The 14,041-nt window shown below is 64.8% G+C and carries 13 protein-coding genes; 12 read left to right on the plus strand and 1 reads right to left on the minus strand.

The annotated features are described in order from the left end of the window. Positions 1 to 8 precede the first annotated feature (8 nt). The 6 genes from ACHL_RS23455 (at position 9) to ACHL_RS17745 (ending at position 7,033) form a co-directional block, all read left to right on the plus strand. Positions 9 to 1,223, plus strand: a complete 1,215-nt coding sequence (locus tag ACHL_RS23455; RefSeq protein ID WP_015938687.1) for a flavin reductase family protein — start codon at positions 9 to 11, stop codon at positions 1,221 to 1,223. Between the two features lie 79 nt (positions 1,224 to 1,302). Next, entirely contained in the window at positions 1,303 to 2,316 is a 1,014-nt protein-coding gene (locus ACHL_RS17725; RefSeq protein WP_015938688.1) for a LysR family transcriptional regulator, read from the plus strand. 25 nt (positions 2,317 to 2,341) lie between these two features. Continuing rightward, positions 2,342 to 3,478: an LLM class flavin-dependent oxidoreductase gene (locus ACHL_RS17730; RefSeq protein ID WP_015938689.1), complete on the plus strand. Its 1,137-nt coding sequence runs from the start codon at positions 2,342 to 2,344 to the stop codon at positions 3,476 to 3,478. Next, positions 3,475 to 5,925, plus strand: a complete 2,451-nt coding sequence (locus ACHL_RS17735; protein ID WP_015938690.1) for a beta-glucosidase — start codon at positions 3,475 to 3,477, stop codon at positions 5,923 to 5,925. Before ACHL_RS17730 ends, ACHL_RS17735 begins: the two co-directional genes overlap by 4 nt. Then, positions 5,922 to 6,587: a TetR/AcrR family transcriptional regulator gene (locus tag ACHL_RS17740; protein WP_015938691.1), complete on the plus strand. Its 666-nt coding sequence runs from the start codon at positions 5,922 to 5,924 to the stop codon at positions 6,585 to 6,587. Before ACHL_RS17735 ends, ACHL_RS17740 begins: the two co-directional genes overlap by 4 nt. Positions 6,588 to 6,730: 143 nt before the next feature. Next, positions 6,731 to 7,033 (plus strand): hypothetical protein, encoded by a 303-nt coding sequence (locus ACHL_RS17745; protein ID WP_015938692.1) that lies wholly within the window; start codon positions 6,731 to 6,733, stop codon positions 7,031 to 7,033. A gap of 90 nt (positions 7,034 to 7,123) precedes the next feature. Here the strand turns inward: ACHL_RS17745 and ACHL_RS17750 are convergent, their stop codons facing one another. Then, a complete protein-coding gene (locus tag ACHL_RS17750; protein ID WP_015938693.1) occupies positions 7,124 to 7,384 on the minus strand; it encodes a hypothetical protein in 261 nt (86 codons plus the stop codon). A gap of 333 nt (positions 7,385 to 7,717) precedes the next feature. Between ACHL_RS17750 and ACHL_RS17755 the strand changes: the two genes are divergently transcribed. The 6 genes from ACHL_RS17755 to ACHL_RS17780 all read left to right on the plus strand — a co-directional run bounded on the left by ACHL_RS17755 (position 7,718) and on the right by ACHL_RS17780 (position 14,007). Further along, on the plus strand, positions 7,718 to 8,737 hold the full coding sequence (locus tag ACHL_RS17755; RefSeq protein WP_015938694.1) for a VOC family protein: 1,020 nt from the start codon (positions 7,718 to 7,720) through the stop codon (positions 8,735 to 8,737). A 6-nt stretch (positions 8,738 to 8,743) separates the two neighbouring features. Further along, positions 8,744 to 9,706 carry a fumarylacetoacetate hydrolase family protein gene (locus ACHL_RS17760; protein ID WP_015938695.1) on the plus strand — a complete coding sequence of 321 codons (963 nt, stop codon included), beginning with the start codon at positions 8,744 to 8,746 and terminating at the stop codon, positions 9,704 to 9,706. After that, positions 9,703 to 10,737, plus strand: a complete 1,035-nt coding sequence (locus tag ACHL_RS17765) for a cyclase family protein (protein ID WP_015938696.1) — start codon at positions 9,703 to 9,705, stop codon at positions 10,735 to 10,737. Before ACHL_RS17760 ends, ACHL_RS17765 begins: the two co-directional genes overlap by 4 nt. A gap of 65 nt (positions 10,738 to 10,802) precedes the next feature. Next, positions 10,803 to 11,927 (plus strand): FAD-dependent oxidoreductase, encoded by a 1,125-nt coding sequence (locus tag ACHL_RS17770; protein WP_015938697.1) that lies wholly within the window; start codon positions 10,803 to 10,805, stop codon positions 11,925 to 11,927. Continuing rightward, positions 11,924 to 13,000, plus strand: a complete 1,077-nt coding sequence (locus tag ACHL_RS17775) for an amidohydrolase family protein (protein WP_015938698.1) — start codon at positions 11,924 to 11,926, stop codon at positions 12,998 to 13,000. Before ACHL_RS17770 ends, ACHL_RS17775 begins: the two co-directional genes overlap by 4 nt. An 11-nt stretch (positions 13,001 to 13,011) precedes the next feature. Next, positions 13,012 to 14,007, plus strand: coding sequence for a fumarylacetoacetate hydrolase family protein (locus tag ACHL_RS17780; protein ID WP_015938699.1), 996 nt, complete (start codon positions 13,012 to 13,014; stop codon positions 14,005 to 14,007). Positions 14,008 to 14,041 lie beyond the last annotated feature (34 nt).

A 14,041-nucleotide genomic window follows, 5' to 3' on the forward strand; every position in this document is an offset into this window, starting at 1 on the left:
GCACCACGATGACACAGAGCATCCGCGCTTCCACCACAGAAACCCAGGACACCAGCCCGGAAAATGCAGCCTGGTTCCGTTATGTCCTGGGCCAGTACCCCACCGGTGTCACTCTGATCACCGCTGCGACCGATGACGACGAACCAGTGGGAATGGTGGTGGGCACTTTCAGTTCCGTATCGCTGGATCCTGCGTTGGTGGCCTTCATGCCCGACGTCCGTTCGACGAGTTGGCCCAAAATCCGCGATACGGGTTCCTTCTGCGCCAATGTCCTGACCGCCGGGCAACAGGATGTTTGCCGCGCCTTCTCCCGCAAAGCCGAAGACCGTTTCACGGCCAACCAATGGGGCGATACCCCGTCCGGCAGCCCGCGGCTGGAAGGTGCCGCGGCCTGGATCGACTGCGACATTGAGGACGTGATCCGTTCCGGGGACCACGACATCGTGATTGGCCGCGTCAAAGCCCTGGGTGTGGGATCCTCCCGGGAACTTCCCTTGCTGTTCCTTCGTGGCGGCTACGGCTCGTTCACCATCCCCTCCATCATCTCTCCCGCAACGGCGCTGACCCGGCACGTCAAAGCCGCTGACGCCGCCCGTCCCGTCATTGAAGCCCTGGCGGATGCCTTGAAGCTGGAGGTCCTGGTCAGCGGAGTGGTTGATGATTCCGTGGTGGTGCTGACAGCGGCTGGAGTGGACAGCTCTCCCGGAGGTTCGCCGTCACGGGTGGGGGTCTCCTTCGGCCTCGCCGCTCCCCTGGCGCCCCTCTACGTGGCATGGGCGGGAGAAGCTGCGGAAAAGCGTTGGATCGACAACGCCCGCGTCGTCGTGGGTGAAGTCGACGCCACGCTCGCACATGCTGAGCTGGAACAGGTCCGCTCCCTGGGATACGCCGTGTCCGTGGATGTTGGCGCTGCGGCCGAGTTTGAGCGGATTGTCTACGTACCCAGCGACACCGCAGCACCTGATCTCAGCGGCGTTCTGCCCCTCCTCATCGAGAGGGCCGCCTCCTCCGGGCCCGCAGCGCTGGATGATCCTGCAGGGGTCACGTCCTTGCATGCCCCGGTCTTCGATTCCGAAGGGCAGGTGGCTGTGACGCTCACGCTCAACGGATTCCCTGGAAATGAATCCTTGACACGCCTGGAGGAGTGCCGCGACAGCTTGCTCGGGGCAGCACGGTCCATCACGGATGCGATCGGAGGTAATCCCCCGCCCCAGACTCCCTAGCCCAAAGAGGGCTATTGACCTTGGATGTGACCCGCCTCATAATTAGTATCAGTATTCTAATTCGGATTAGGAGAATCCCATGGTCAACCTGCTGACTGCCGATCTCAACCTTTTGGTTGCCCTTGACGCTTTGCTGATGGAGCGAAACGTCACCCGGGCGGGGGCGAGGATCGGAATCAGCCAACCGGCCATGAGCTCTTCACTGCAAAGGCTGCGCCGGCAATTTGATGATCAGTTGCTGACCCGGATCGGCTCGTCATATGAGCTCACCCCCCTGGCGCAGGTCCTCCAGGAGGACGTTTCGCAGATCCTCAGGATGGTTGAACGTACCTTCGATGCGCAGGCTGTATTCGACCCTGCAGTCTCAACCCGCAGCTTCCGGATCGTTACGTCCGACTATTGCCTGACGGCTCTTTCCGGAACGTTGATGAACATGCTTCAGAAGGAGGCGCCGGGAGTGCAGGTGCACTTCGATGCCGTCACACCCGAGGCCGTGGAACGCATCAAGGAGACGCTCCAGACGGCGGATCTCATGCTCATACCCAAAGGGCACTTTTCCGGATTCCCCCACACGGAGCTGTTCACGGACAACTGGGTGTGCGTCACAGGAGACACTTCACCGGAAAAAAACCTGACGGTCGAGCAAATGCGCGACGCACGCTGGGCCAGGTTGTTCGGCACGGAAGTTAATTCGACGCTGGCTGACCGCCGGGTCTACGACCTTCAGCTTGGGGAAAGGACGGACATCATTGTTGACAGCTTCCTCATGCTGCCTTTCGCAGTAGCAGGGACGTCACGGCTCGCCCTTGTGCAGGAACGGCTGGCCCAGATGCTCGCATCCGTAGCCGGTGTCAAAATCATGCAGCTTCCCATCAGCCTCCCCACCTTGGTGGAGTGCGCTTGGTGGCATCCCTCCAAGTCCCCGGACCCGGGGCATCAGTGGTTCCGTCGGCTTGTTGCCCGCGCAGCAGCAGAGCTGGATGCGGCAGCAGAGCTTGGAAGTGAGCCTGCCGGCCCAGGGTCCATCCATATTTCAGAACCATCCGAAGCAGAACGCCCTGAGCCACTGACGGCCCAATGCCTTCCTGCCTGACACCCTCAACACTTCAGGAGTTCCCATGCATTTTTCCCTGTTCCTCACTTCCCGTTCCCGCGGCCCCGAAGAAGACCGTGCCGTAATGCAGGCAATGGTGGAGCACGCCGCCGACGCCGAGCAAAAGGGTTTTGACGCCGTCTTCCTTCCCGACCACCACTTCACGGGTTACGCTCCGCCGGCAAGCGATCCCTTCATTTTTGCCGCGTACCTCGCGGGCAAACTGGAGCGTATGCACTTCGGCTTTTCCGTCCAGACCCTGGCCCTGCACCACCCTGTCCGGTTTGCCGAGCGGCTCGCCCTGCTGGACCAACTGACGGACGGCAAGCTTCTGGTGGGTGTCGGCAGCGGAACCACGCCGGAGGAAATGATCGGTTTCGGCGTGAACTACCAGGACAGCTCACGGTTGGCCAACGAGAATCTGGAGATCGCGGAGCGTCTCTGGGCCAAGCAGCCCGGCGATGAGCCGGTCAGCTTTGACAACGGCCACTACCGCGGCGCAGTGGTGTCCCGGATCGTTCCCGCGCCGTACACAAAGCCGGAACCCCGCGTTATGTCCGTGGCAGCGCGGCCTTCCAGCGTTGAGCGGGCAGCCAAGAAGGCCCAGCCGGCCTTCATTCTTGCCTTCACCCCGCCCATCATCGACAGCGGAAATGCGTATGAGGAAGTAAAGAAGAACTTCGGCATCTACCGCAGTGCCCTTGAAGCTGCGGGCCACTCGGAAGAGGCCATCCGCGCCGCCCTGGAATGGACCACCCACTCCTACCAGCACGTGCACATCGCGGAAACCGATGAGCAAGCTGCAGCCGAGATGGACATCATCCTTGAGCAGTACCAAGAGACCGTTGAACGCGAGCACACTGCCAACAAAGCGGCCGAAGCCATCAGCGGTGTTGACTTGCGCCCCACTCCCGATGCCCGGACCGAAGGCTACAAGGGAACCTGGTGCCTCTACGGCAGCCCGGAAACAGTAGCCGCCGAACTGCAGAAATATGCTGACCTGGGTATCGGAAATGTGCTCATGGCTGCGATGGGCGGGCCCCTCACGGACGAACGACGCCGCTTCACTGCCCAGACCATGCGGCTCTTCGCAGAGCGCGTTCAGCCCCTGCTGCTGTCCAACGAAGCCGCCGCGGACGCGGAAAAGGTGGCAGCTCTGTGACAACCACCAGCGAACACGCTGATCCCGCACCCGCCCGGACGGAGATCGCTGGAGCAGAGCTCACCGGCGGTTTGAACGGCTGGAGCACCACTGCGAGCGCAGCAGCCGGGGTTGACGAAATGGTCCTGCTTGACGGCCCCTTGGGAATCGTCAGCAAGGCCATGGATGAACGCGACACCTCCCTGATCATGCCTTCAGGAACAGCCCTGGGCGCCACATGGAATCCGGGGCTGGTTCGGAATATAGGCCAGGTAATTGGCCAGCAGGGCGTCGAGCGTGGCGTCTCAGCAATCCTCGGCCCCAACCTCAACATGCCCCGTTCACCACTGACGGGCCGGGGCTTCGAGATGTTCTCGGAAGACCCCTATCTGACCGGCACGTTGGGTGCAGCCTGGGTGGAGGGTCTCCAATCGCAAGGCGTTGGCTCCTGCACCAAGCACGTAGTAGCCAACGACACTGAAACAGAACGACGCCGGATGAACTCGAGCGTGGAACAAGCAACCTTGAGGGAGACATACCTGTTGCCGTTTGAGGTGACGGTGCGCGCTGCCAATCCTTGGATGTTGATGATGGCCTACAACCGGGTCAACGGCACCCATTGTTCCCAGAACGCGGGCCTCATCAGCGTCCTCAAAGATGAATGGCATTACGACGGCGTGGTGGTTTCCGACTGGTACGGGGTGGATGACACAGTGGCGGCGGCCAACGCCGGCCTGGATCTGGAAATGCCCGGGCCGGCCACCTACCTTGGCGCCCGCTTTGCCGAGGCCGTAGCTTCAGGCACGGTGGCACCGGAGCGTTTGGGTGACGCTGTGGAACGAGTCACCCGGCTCGCGGACCGGACGGGTCGCCGCACTGGCGCTTCCGTACCTGCACCCGCGCACCTGCGCAGCCAGGAGGAACAGCTAAAGGTGCTCCGCGAGGCCGCCGGCCAGTCGTTCGTGTTGCTCGAAAACAAGGACGCCATCCTGCCGTTGGACCTGTCCCGGGTGAAGACGCTGGCAGTGGTGGGACCCAATGCGGACAAGCCGTGCTTCCAAGGCGGAACCTTCGCCACAGTGCGTCCCGAAGGCCAGGTGGTCACGCCCCTGGACGCCATCCGCGAGGCAGCAGGTCCCGGCGTCGAGGTTCTTTACGAGCCCGGGGCCGCCCCGGCGTCTGCTTTGTCCCTGACGGAACTCGGAAGTACGGCGCCGGACGGAACGCCGGGCGTTCTTCTGGAAGTCCTGCCGGCCGGTGACATTGACGACGTTGTGTACCGCGAGATCCGTAAGTCTTCGGCTTTCGTATGGTTTGGTCCGGTCCCGGGCCTGGGCGCGGGCGTTCCGGGCCGGGCACGCATTACGGCTCGTGTAAACCTCCCCGCCGCTGCCCGCTGGATGGTGGGTGCCGGCGGGACCGGCGTCAGTTCACTCCGGGTTGATGGCCAAGAGGTGTTGGTGGTTCCTCCGCCCGCGCCCGATGACGTCATGGGAGTGGTTGCGCGCGCAGACACCCAGGAGATTCCCGTGGATCTGCCTGCAGGGACGGTGGAACTGGTGATCGACATGGCGTTCCGGCCCGGACGCGTGCAGGCGATCACGGCAGTGGCCACACCGGCACAGGTCACCGATCCGTTGTCTGCCGCGGTTGATCTCGCGGCGCGGGCAGACGCCGTGGTGGTGGTCATTGGCGATCAGCAAGGGTCATCCCGTGAAAGTGCGGACCGCACGACGGCGGCACTTGACCCCGCGGGCGACCGGCTGGTTGACGCCGTTGCCGGGGTGGCGGCCAACACCATTGTGGTGGTCAACGCCTCCCGTGCAGTGCTCCTGCCGTGGGCGGACAAGGTCAAGGCAGTGCTGATGGCGTGGTTCCCCGGGCAGGAATTCGGTCCGGCATTGGCTGGAGTGCTGACCGGCAGTACCGCTCCTGCCGGCAGGCTGCCGGTGTCCTTCCCCCGCTGTGATGAAGATATTCCCGGCTGGGGATCCGGGTTGGATGAAAACCTCACGCTGGACTACGCAGCCAGCGAACCTATGGGTTACCGGCACTTCCAAACCGAGGAACTGCAACCGCGCTACCCCTTTGGATACGGGCTTGGATACACCTCATTTGAGCTGGACGATGCCGTTGCTTCTGCCGGTTCCTCCGGTGCCCGACAGGAGGATGGCGCTCATGGTGTCTCGGTGAGGGCAACGGTCACCAATACCGGCGGCTCCGGCGGCCGCGACGTTGTCCAGGCATACCTTAGGGCGCCGCATGAAACGGACTTCAGGTTAGCCGGTTTCGAGGGCATCCATCTCGCCGCGGGCGAGAGCCGTGAGGTGGACATCGCCCTCGAGCCCCTCTGCTTCAGGCGCTGGGATTCCGTGGCTTCAGCCTGGGTTGTCCCGTCCGGAGAATGGGAAATCCGGACATCCCGGAACGCTGGGGATAGGGGAAAACTCTGTAGGATCCCCTTGTGACACTTCCGGACACTAAGTCCCGCGAGCCCAAGCAGGCCAGGAGCCGCCAATCGTTTGAAAAAACGGTTGAGGCGGCCCTGGCCCTGCTCGAGGAACGGGGAAACGACGAATTCACCCTGGCCGAAGTCAGCGCGCATGCCGGAGTGTCCATCGGTTCCATATACGCCCGCTTTCAAGGCAAAGACGAGCTCATCCGGGTTGCCCACGGCCGCAAGATGGACGACATCGACGCTGCTTCAGGCCATCTTTTCGAGGCCTTGCGGCTGGCCCCTCAGGCACCGTTGAAGAGCTATGCCCAGGAAGCGGTGAACCTAACCATCGAGATTCTCCGCCGGTACGCGGATATCCTTCGTCCCTTCATGTTGCGGGCCACCCACGACGAGACGATCTCAAAGCGGGGCGCGGCTTCGCACGCAAAGTTGGCGGCGCGCTTCGCCGGCGTCCTGCGGGCCTGGCCCGGCGGCTACCTCGGGCAGTCGGATATCGACTGGAGCTTCAACGTTGCCTACAGCGTGGTGGCACGCCGTCTGGGCCTTGGCAGCACTACTGAAGGCAGCGGTGACCTGGAATGGCCCGACATCGCTGAAAAACTCTCAGGAATGGTGGCTTCCTACCTCTTGGCCGAGCTGGATGGGTCCAACCGCGAGAGTGCTGGCCCCTAACGGCGCATCCTGTGCGCAGCTTTTGATCCGGCTGGCATAACTATTGTGAATACCGGCCATCAGGAACCTCGTCTTCCCGGCCTTCCGCGGCATCGGCATAGTGGAATCAAATACGCATTCTCCTTGAGCGATAGGAATTCCACGTGCACGTTCGCGTCAGCCCCGGTTCAGTTGCCCTTGACGAGCCCGATGATTGCTCCAGCTTCAAGGTGCTCTTGTCCGAGGAGGCAAGGGAGGACCTGCCGGGCCTACTGGCGTCCGCGTCAGCCGGGAAACTCGACCATGACGACGTCATGGTTTCGGTGGATTGGATCAAAGGGGAATGCGCCGGGAGGATCGGCATGGGGTGGAACTATCGCTTTGCCAACATGCTTGTCTACGCCGCCGGCAAAGGCTGGCTCAGCCAAGACGGCACCCACGTCAGGGCGCATGTGGAGGCGCTATAACTCCCGTAAACGTCAGAAGCCCCGATACACCTTGCATCGGGGCTTCTGACGTTTACCGGTGTGCTGAAGGGGTTTCTCTCAAGAGCGTGTTCATGCCATAGCCTGCCGGACCAGCCCGTAAGGAACGCTTGGGTGGGCACGTACGATGTACCGGTCCTCGCCAATGCGGGATATCAGGATGCCGATTTTGTGCTCCGCTGCGGCCACCGAGACAACGGCTACCGCATCGTCCAGCGCGCCGGCGCCCGTGGAATGTGCGGCCACTGATACTTCCAGCATGCCGGTGGGGCGGAGCCCTTCCGGGACTAACGCTGCCCCTGCTGCCTGTTTGATGTTCGCTGACGTATGCATGTAAGGCGTTCCAAGGAGTTCGGGGGGCGAGTGGGCCGCTGGGCACCAGCCTGGCGCGCGGGCGGCCGCCAGATCGGTGAATCGACCCCCAAGCTAACGAACTGAGTTGGCACGCGGAAATAGTAATCAGCGATAGCCGGCATTTCGTTTCCCTATCTCCTTGAACTGCCGGTGACAGGAAAGAGACGCCCGAGCCGTCCGGCAGCTCCGGGTATTTGCGGGATAAATGATCGATATAAAAAAAGTGCGCTTCCCCCGATGATGGGGCTGCCCCAGAGTGGTTACAGGACCTGCAGCAAACCGATAGCAGCCAGTACACAGAAGGAATTCAGCGTGGAAACTCCCCTCTCCCATCTTGCCCACCTTGAGATCACCACCCCCGACGTCGAAGCCTCGGCCAAGTTCTACGAGGAAAAGTTCGGAATGCGCATCATTGACCGGGTGGATGGCAACGCCTACCTGCGCTGCTGGGGCGACTACTACCGTTACAGCCTGGTCATCACCGAAGGCCCTGAAGCGTCCCTCGGCCGGATGGCCTGGCGCACCAATTCGCAGGCAGCCCTGGAAGCCGCCGCCCAGCGCATTGAAACCACTGGTGTACAGGGCACCTGGACCGCCGGCGGCCACGGCTACGGCAAGGCCTACGAGTTCACCGGCCCCTATGGCCACCACATGCGCCTGTTCTATGAGGTGGAAAAGTTCGTGGCCGAGCCCGGCTTCGAGTCCACCTATCCGGACCGTCCCGAGCGTCGCAGCAGCCACGCGGCCGCCCCGCGATTCCTGGACCACGTCACCGTCGCCACGCAGGACGTCCGCGGCTTTGCCAAGTGGTACAACGAGGCCCTCGGCTTCCGCGTCATGGCATTCGTGGACCTGGACGAAGCCCCCATCACGGTCTTCTCGGTCCTGACCACCAACGAAAAGTCCCACGACCTCGGCGTCGTCCTGGACACCTCCAACCGCCCCGGCCGCGTCAACCACATTGCCTTCTGGGTAGATGCCACGGAGGACCTGCTCCGCACCGCCGACGTCATGATGGAGAACGGGACCCCCATGGAATATGGCCCCTCCATCCACGGCGTGGGCGAGCAGAACTTCCTCTACTTCCGTGACCCCTCCGGCCTGCGCGTCGAGCTGAACTCCGGCGGCTACCGCAACTACGTTCCGGACTGGGAGGCCAACACCTGGAAGCCGTCCGAGGGCTCCAATAACTTCTACAAGAACGGCGCCATGCCGCACTCCATGACCGAGTCCTTCCCGCCGGCCGAAGGTTTCACCGCCACTGAAGAGGGCGCCTCCCCGGAAATGAAGGAAGCACTCCTGAACCCCTACGCCCAGCAGGGCCGGGGCTAAGACACCATGGCTGAAACCACCTATTCACTCCTCCGGTTCCAGGAACCCGGGGACAGCAAAGCCCGCACGGGCCTGCTCGTTGATGACCGGGTCCTGCCGCTCGACGGGGACATCAACTCCCTGATCGAGCACTGGGACACCACCGAAGCGGAACTGGATTCCCTGGCCGCCTCCGCAGGTGCAGACACCGGACTGGCGCGTGCGGCCGTCGAAATCCTTGCCCCCGTGGAGCCGACCCAGATCCTGCAGACCGGTGCGAACTACCGCAAGCACGTCATCGACCTCGCCGTCGCACACCGCGAACCGGGCGAAGACGCCGAAGAGGTCCGCGCCGCGACGGCGGCCATGATGGACAAGCGCGCGGGCCAGGGCACGCCGTACTTCTTCATCGGGCTCCCGACGGCGATCGCGTCCGCCACGGATGACCTCACCCTGCCGTCGTACTCCACGTCCCACGACTGGGAGCTGGAACTTGCGGCGGTCATCGGCAAGACGGCGTTCCGGGTCACCCCCGAAGAAGCGCTCGAGCACGTCTTCGGCTACACCATGGTCAACGACATCACCACGCGCGAGTATGTGTTCCGCAAGGACATGCCGGCCATCGGCTCGGACTGGTACCGGGCCAAAAACGCGCCCGGTTTCCTGCCCACCGGCCCCCTGCTGGTGCCGGCCAAATTCTTCGGCGACCCCCAGGACGTCCAGGTGACGCTGAAACTCAACGGCCAGGCCATGCAGGACGAATCCACGCAGGACATGATCTTCGGCGTGGCCAAACTGGTCAGCGAAGCCTCGCAGATCATGCCGCTGCGCCCAGGCGACCTGGTCCTCACCGGCAGCCCGGCCGGCAACGGCCAGCACTGGGGCAGGCTCCTCCAGGACGGCGACGTCATGGAAGGCACCATCACAGGCCTGGGCACCCAGCTCATCCACTGCAAGGACGAAACCACCACCGAAAGCAGCAAGCAGTGACCGCTCAGGACACAGCAACCGGCACCGGGGAATCAGCCACTGATTCCCCGGTGGTCCGGCGTGACGATCCGCTGGGCAGCATCCGCGCCATGGCCGCAGCCCACAACAACTGGGGCCGCTGGGGCGCCGATGACGTGCTGGGCACCCTGAACTTCATTGACGCAGCCAAACGCGTCGAAGCCGCAGCACTGGTCACCACCGGGGAGGCGTTCTCGCTGTCCCAGCCGTTCGACACCAACGGCCCGCAAAAGGGCTGGCGGCGCCGCACCAACCCGGTGCACACCATGACGGACACCGGAGTGGACGCCGAACGCGGCAACCAGGGATTCCCCCACGGCTTCGGCGGCGCGGACGACGTCATCGCCATGCCGCTGCAGTGCTCCACCCAGTGGGACGGCCTGGGCCACATCTTCGACCAGGGCAAGGCCTGGAACGGCCGCGCCGCCGGTGACGTCGTCACTTCCGAAGGCGACCTGGTCACCGGCATCGAAACCGCCGCCGCCAAGATCGCCACCCGGGGTGTGCTGCTCGACGTCGGCCGCGCCCTGGGACCCGAGCTGGGACGGACCGACGGCGAGCTGCCGGACGGCTTCGCCATCACCCCCGAACATCTCCAGCGGACCATCGACCTACAAGGACCCAGCTCCCAAGTGCGCCGCGGCGACATCGTGGTGATCCGCACCGGACAGTACACCCGCGCCCGGCGCGACGGCTGGGGAGACTACGCCGGCGGGTCCGCCCCCGGACTGTCCTTCAGCACCGCCCCCTGGCTGCACCGCAGCGAAATCGCCGGGATCGCCACCGACACCTGGGGCTTCGAGGTCCGCCCCAACGAATTCGACGCCGCGTTCCAGCCCCTCCACCAGATCGCCATCCCCAACCTGGGACTGTTCCTCGGCGAGATGTGGGACCCGGACGCACTGGGCGAAGCCTGCGCGGCGGACGGCAGGTACGACTTCCTGCTGACCGCAGCCCCGTTGCCCATCACCGGTGCCGTCGGCTCACCCGTCAACCCGATCGCCCTGCGGTAAGCCGCACGCGGGCAGCTCCACTTAATACCAACACCAGTAACGCCGTCAGAACAAAGGAGTCAGCGATGGCAGCAGTACACAACGTAGGAATCGTTGGGGCGGGTGCCGCCGGGCTGGCCGCTGCCATCCTCCTGGCCGATGCAGGAATCCGGGTGGAGATCCTGGAAAAGGCCGACGTCCCGCAGACCCTCGGGTCCGGAATCACCCTGCAGGGGAACGCCCTCCGGGTCCTCCGGCAGCTCGGCGTCTGGGACCAGGTAGAGGCCAAGGGCTACGGGTTCAGCACCCTGGGCCTGCGCGCCCCGGACCCCAACGGCACCGTCCTGGCAGTCCTTGAGGATATCCGTACCGGCGGCGATGACCTTCCGGCCACCATGGGCATGTACCGGCCGGACCTCACCGCCATCCTCCGCGAACGCGCCGAGCAGGCGGGCGCACGCATCAGCTACGGCAGGACGGTCACGGAGATAGCGGACGACGGCGGGTCCGTCACCGTGCGCACAGCCGATGGCACCGCCGCCAGCTACGACCTCCTGATCGGCGCTGACGGGCTGCACTCCGCCGTCCGCAAGGCGATCGGCATCGATGTCGAACCCAGGCCCACCGGCATGGGCATCTGGCGCGCTTTCGTGGAGCGGCCCGAAGAAGTGGTCCGCACCGACCTCACCTACGGCGGCCCCTGCTTCATCGCCGGCTATTGCCCCACGGGCCCGGACACCATCTACGCCTACCTGGTGGAAGAGGCGCAGGAGCGCAAACATGAGGACGGCCCCCGCATCATGGCCGAACTCGCCGCAGCCTACGGCGGACCGTGGAACGAGATCCGCGACAACCTGGACCACAGCGCCCGCATCAACTACACCTGGTTCACCACCCACCTCGTCGACGGGCCGTGGAACCGCGGCCGCACCGTCATCATCGGCGACGCCGCGCACAGCTGCCCGCCCACAGTGGCCCAGGGCGCTGCCATGGCTTTGGAGGACGCCGCCGTCCTGGCCGAACTGCTGATTAATGCCGACCACGTCACCGAAACCCTGTTCAAGGAGTTCACCGACCGCCGCCTGGACCGGGCCACGGCTGTGGTCAACGCCTCGGTCCAGCTGGGCCAGTGGATGCTCGACGACGTCCGCGACGCCGATGTTCCCGGCCTGATGAACTCGCTTTCCACCATGTTGAAGGAAACCGCATGAGCAACCTTTCCCCGGACGCGCCGGCACCTGTCATCGACGTCCACGCGCACATCCTGCTTCCGGCCCTGCAGCAGCTGGTGGCCGAGGCTGATCCCCAGGGCTTCGGTGCGCAGCAGGCGCTGGAGGTGCGGCGCAACGGGCCCGAGTCCATGGCCGCGTCAGGAAAGATGATCAAGGAGCGGTGGCCGCAGTTGACGGACCTGGACCGCCGGCTTGCCGATATGGACGCCCAGGGCGTGGACGTGCAGCTGGTCTCGCCGTCGCCATCGCACTTCTACTACTTCGCCGGCGAGGAACTCTCGCTGCAGCTCGCGCGGGCCGCGAACCATGCGGTGCGGGAGTTCGTGGAGCGCGCCCCGGAACGGCTCAACGGGCTGGGCCTGGTTCCGCTGCAGCACCCGCACCTCATGGTGGAAGCCCTGGAACACGCGGTGCTGGAATGCGGACTCCTCGGCGTCGAAATCGGTTCTTTCGCCGCCACTCCCGGCGGGGACCGCAGCACCGTTGAGCTGGGCGATCCGCGGCTCGAACCATTATGGTCCCGCGCCGCGGAGCTGGGCGCCCTGGTGTTCCTGCACCCGTTCGGCTGCTCGCTGGATGAGCGGCTGGACCGCTTCTACCTCGCCAATACGGTCTCCCAGCCCGCCGAAAACGCCGTGGCCCTGTCCCATCTGGTCTTCTCCGGTGTCCTCGACCGGCACCCTGAACTCAAGGTCCTGGCCGCACACGGGGGCGGGTACCTCCCCACCACCCTGGGCCGCTCCGATCACGCCTGGCGGGTCCGGCCCGAGGCCCACGGGTGCGCCGAACCGCCGTCGTCCTACCTGCAGAAGCTCTACTTTGATTCCCTGGTGCACAGCCCTGCCGAGCTGGCGGCGCTCGTAGCCGCCGCCGGACCGGGCCAAGTGCTGCTCGGCTCCGACTACCCGTTCGACATGGGCTCAGACCAGCCAGTGGCGGAGGTAAATCAGGCACAGCTTCCCTCCGCAGCCGAAGCGAAGGTCCTCGCCGGGAACGCCGCCGCCCTCGGCATCACCCCGGCGTCAACCCGTACCGTCAGCCACCCAGCCTAAGGAACAGATTCATGGTCAAGATCGCCAGATGGAACCACGACGGCGGGACGCAATCCGGCTTTGTCAGCGGCGGTGCCTGCCACGCGTTGCCTGCGGGCCAGGACGTGCAAACCCTGCTGGACGCCGGCCTCGAGGAGACGCTGGCCATTGCCCGGCGGACCATCGGTTCCGGCGCGGCGGTTCCGCTGGCGGACGTGCAGCTGCTCGCCCCGCTGGCGCCGGCCACCATCCGCGACTTCGTGGCGTTCGAGGAACACGTTGAGGGCGTCCGGAAGAGCATCGACGGCGTCGCCGGCGTGGTGCCCGAATGGTACGAGGCGCCCACGTTCTACTTCACCAACCCGCACACCGTGACCGGCACGGGCGAGCTGATTGGGATCCCAGCCGGGTGCGTGGACCTGGACTTCGAGACCGAGGTGGCAGCCGTCGTCGGGCGCGTTCCCGGCAGCGACGGCCGGAACCTGGACACGGAGGCGGCGCACCGGCACATCTTCGGCTACACCGTCCTCAACGACTGGTCCGCCCGGGACCTGCAGCGGCGCGAAATGAAGGTCAGCCTGGGACCGTGCAAAGGCAAGGATTTCTCCAACACCCTGGGCCCCTGGATCGTCACCGCGGACGAGTTTGAGGACCGGCACGACGCGGAGGGGTTCCTGCCCATCTCCATGTCCGTGGAGGTCAACGGCGTACAGATCGGCCAGGACCTGCTCTCCAACATGGGCTGGCCGTTCGCCGAACTCGTGGCCTACGCGTCGCAGGATTCGGTAATCCGGCCGGGCGATGTACTGGGATCCGGCACGTGTGGCAGCGGCTGCCTCGCCGAACTCTGGGGCCGAAACGGCGCCCAGACTCCCCCGCCGCTGGCAACCGGCGACGTGGTGCGCATGACCGTTGAAGGCATCGGAACCATCGAAAACACCGTGGGCGATCGCCGCGAAGCCCTGACTCGGGTCCCCGCCCGGACTCGCCCCCGGAACCGGGTTGCCGCAGTGCTTCCGGCTACCTGACGAACCTCCGCAGGCAGCAGCAGGTGCCGTAGCC

The sequence above is a fragment of the Pseudarthrobacter chlorophenolicus A6 genome, from assembly GCF_000022025.1.
GTDB lineage: Bacteria > Actinomycetota > Actinomycetes > Actinomycetales > Micrococcaceae > Arthrobacter > Arthrobacter chlorophenolicus.

What these genes read in the sequence shown, in the direction of transcription:
- ACHL_RS23455 (WP_015938687.1), top strand. Translation starts at nt 9, where the DNA reads ATGACACAGAGCATCCGCGCTTCCACCACAGAAACCCAGGACACCAGC.
- ACHL_RS17725 (WP_015938688.1), top strand. Translation starts at nt 1,303, where the DNA reads ATGGTCAACCTGCTGACTGCCGATCTCAACCTTTTGGTTGCCCTTGAC.
- ACHL_RS17730 (WP_015938689.1), top strand. Translation starts at nt 2,342, where the DNA reads ATGCATTTTTCCCTGTTCCTCACTTCCCGTTCCCGCGGCCCCGAAGAA.
- ACHL_RS17750 (WP_015938693.1), bottom strand. Translation starts at nt 7,384, where the DNA reads ATGCATACGTCAGCGAACATCAAACAGGCAGCAGGGGCAGCGTTAGTC.
- ACHL_RS17760 (WP_015938695.1), top strand. Translation starts at nt 8,744, where the DNA reads ATGGCTGAAACCACCTATTCACTCCTCCGGTTCCAGGAACCCGGGGAC.
- ACHL_RS17770 (WP_015938697.1), top strand. Translation starts at nt 10,803, where the DNA reads ATGGCAGCAGTACACAACGTAGGAATCGTTGGGGCGGGTGCCGCCGGG.
- ACHL_RS17775 (WP_015938698.1), top strand. Translation starts at nt 11,924, where the DNA reads ATGAGCAACCTTTCCCCGGACGCGCCGGCACCTGTCATCGACGTCCAC.
- ACHL_RS17780 (WP_015938699.1), top strand. Translation starts at nt 13,012, where the DNA reads ATGGTCAAGATCGCCAGATGGAACCACGACGGCGGGACGCAATCCGGC.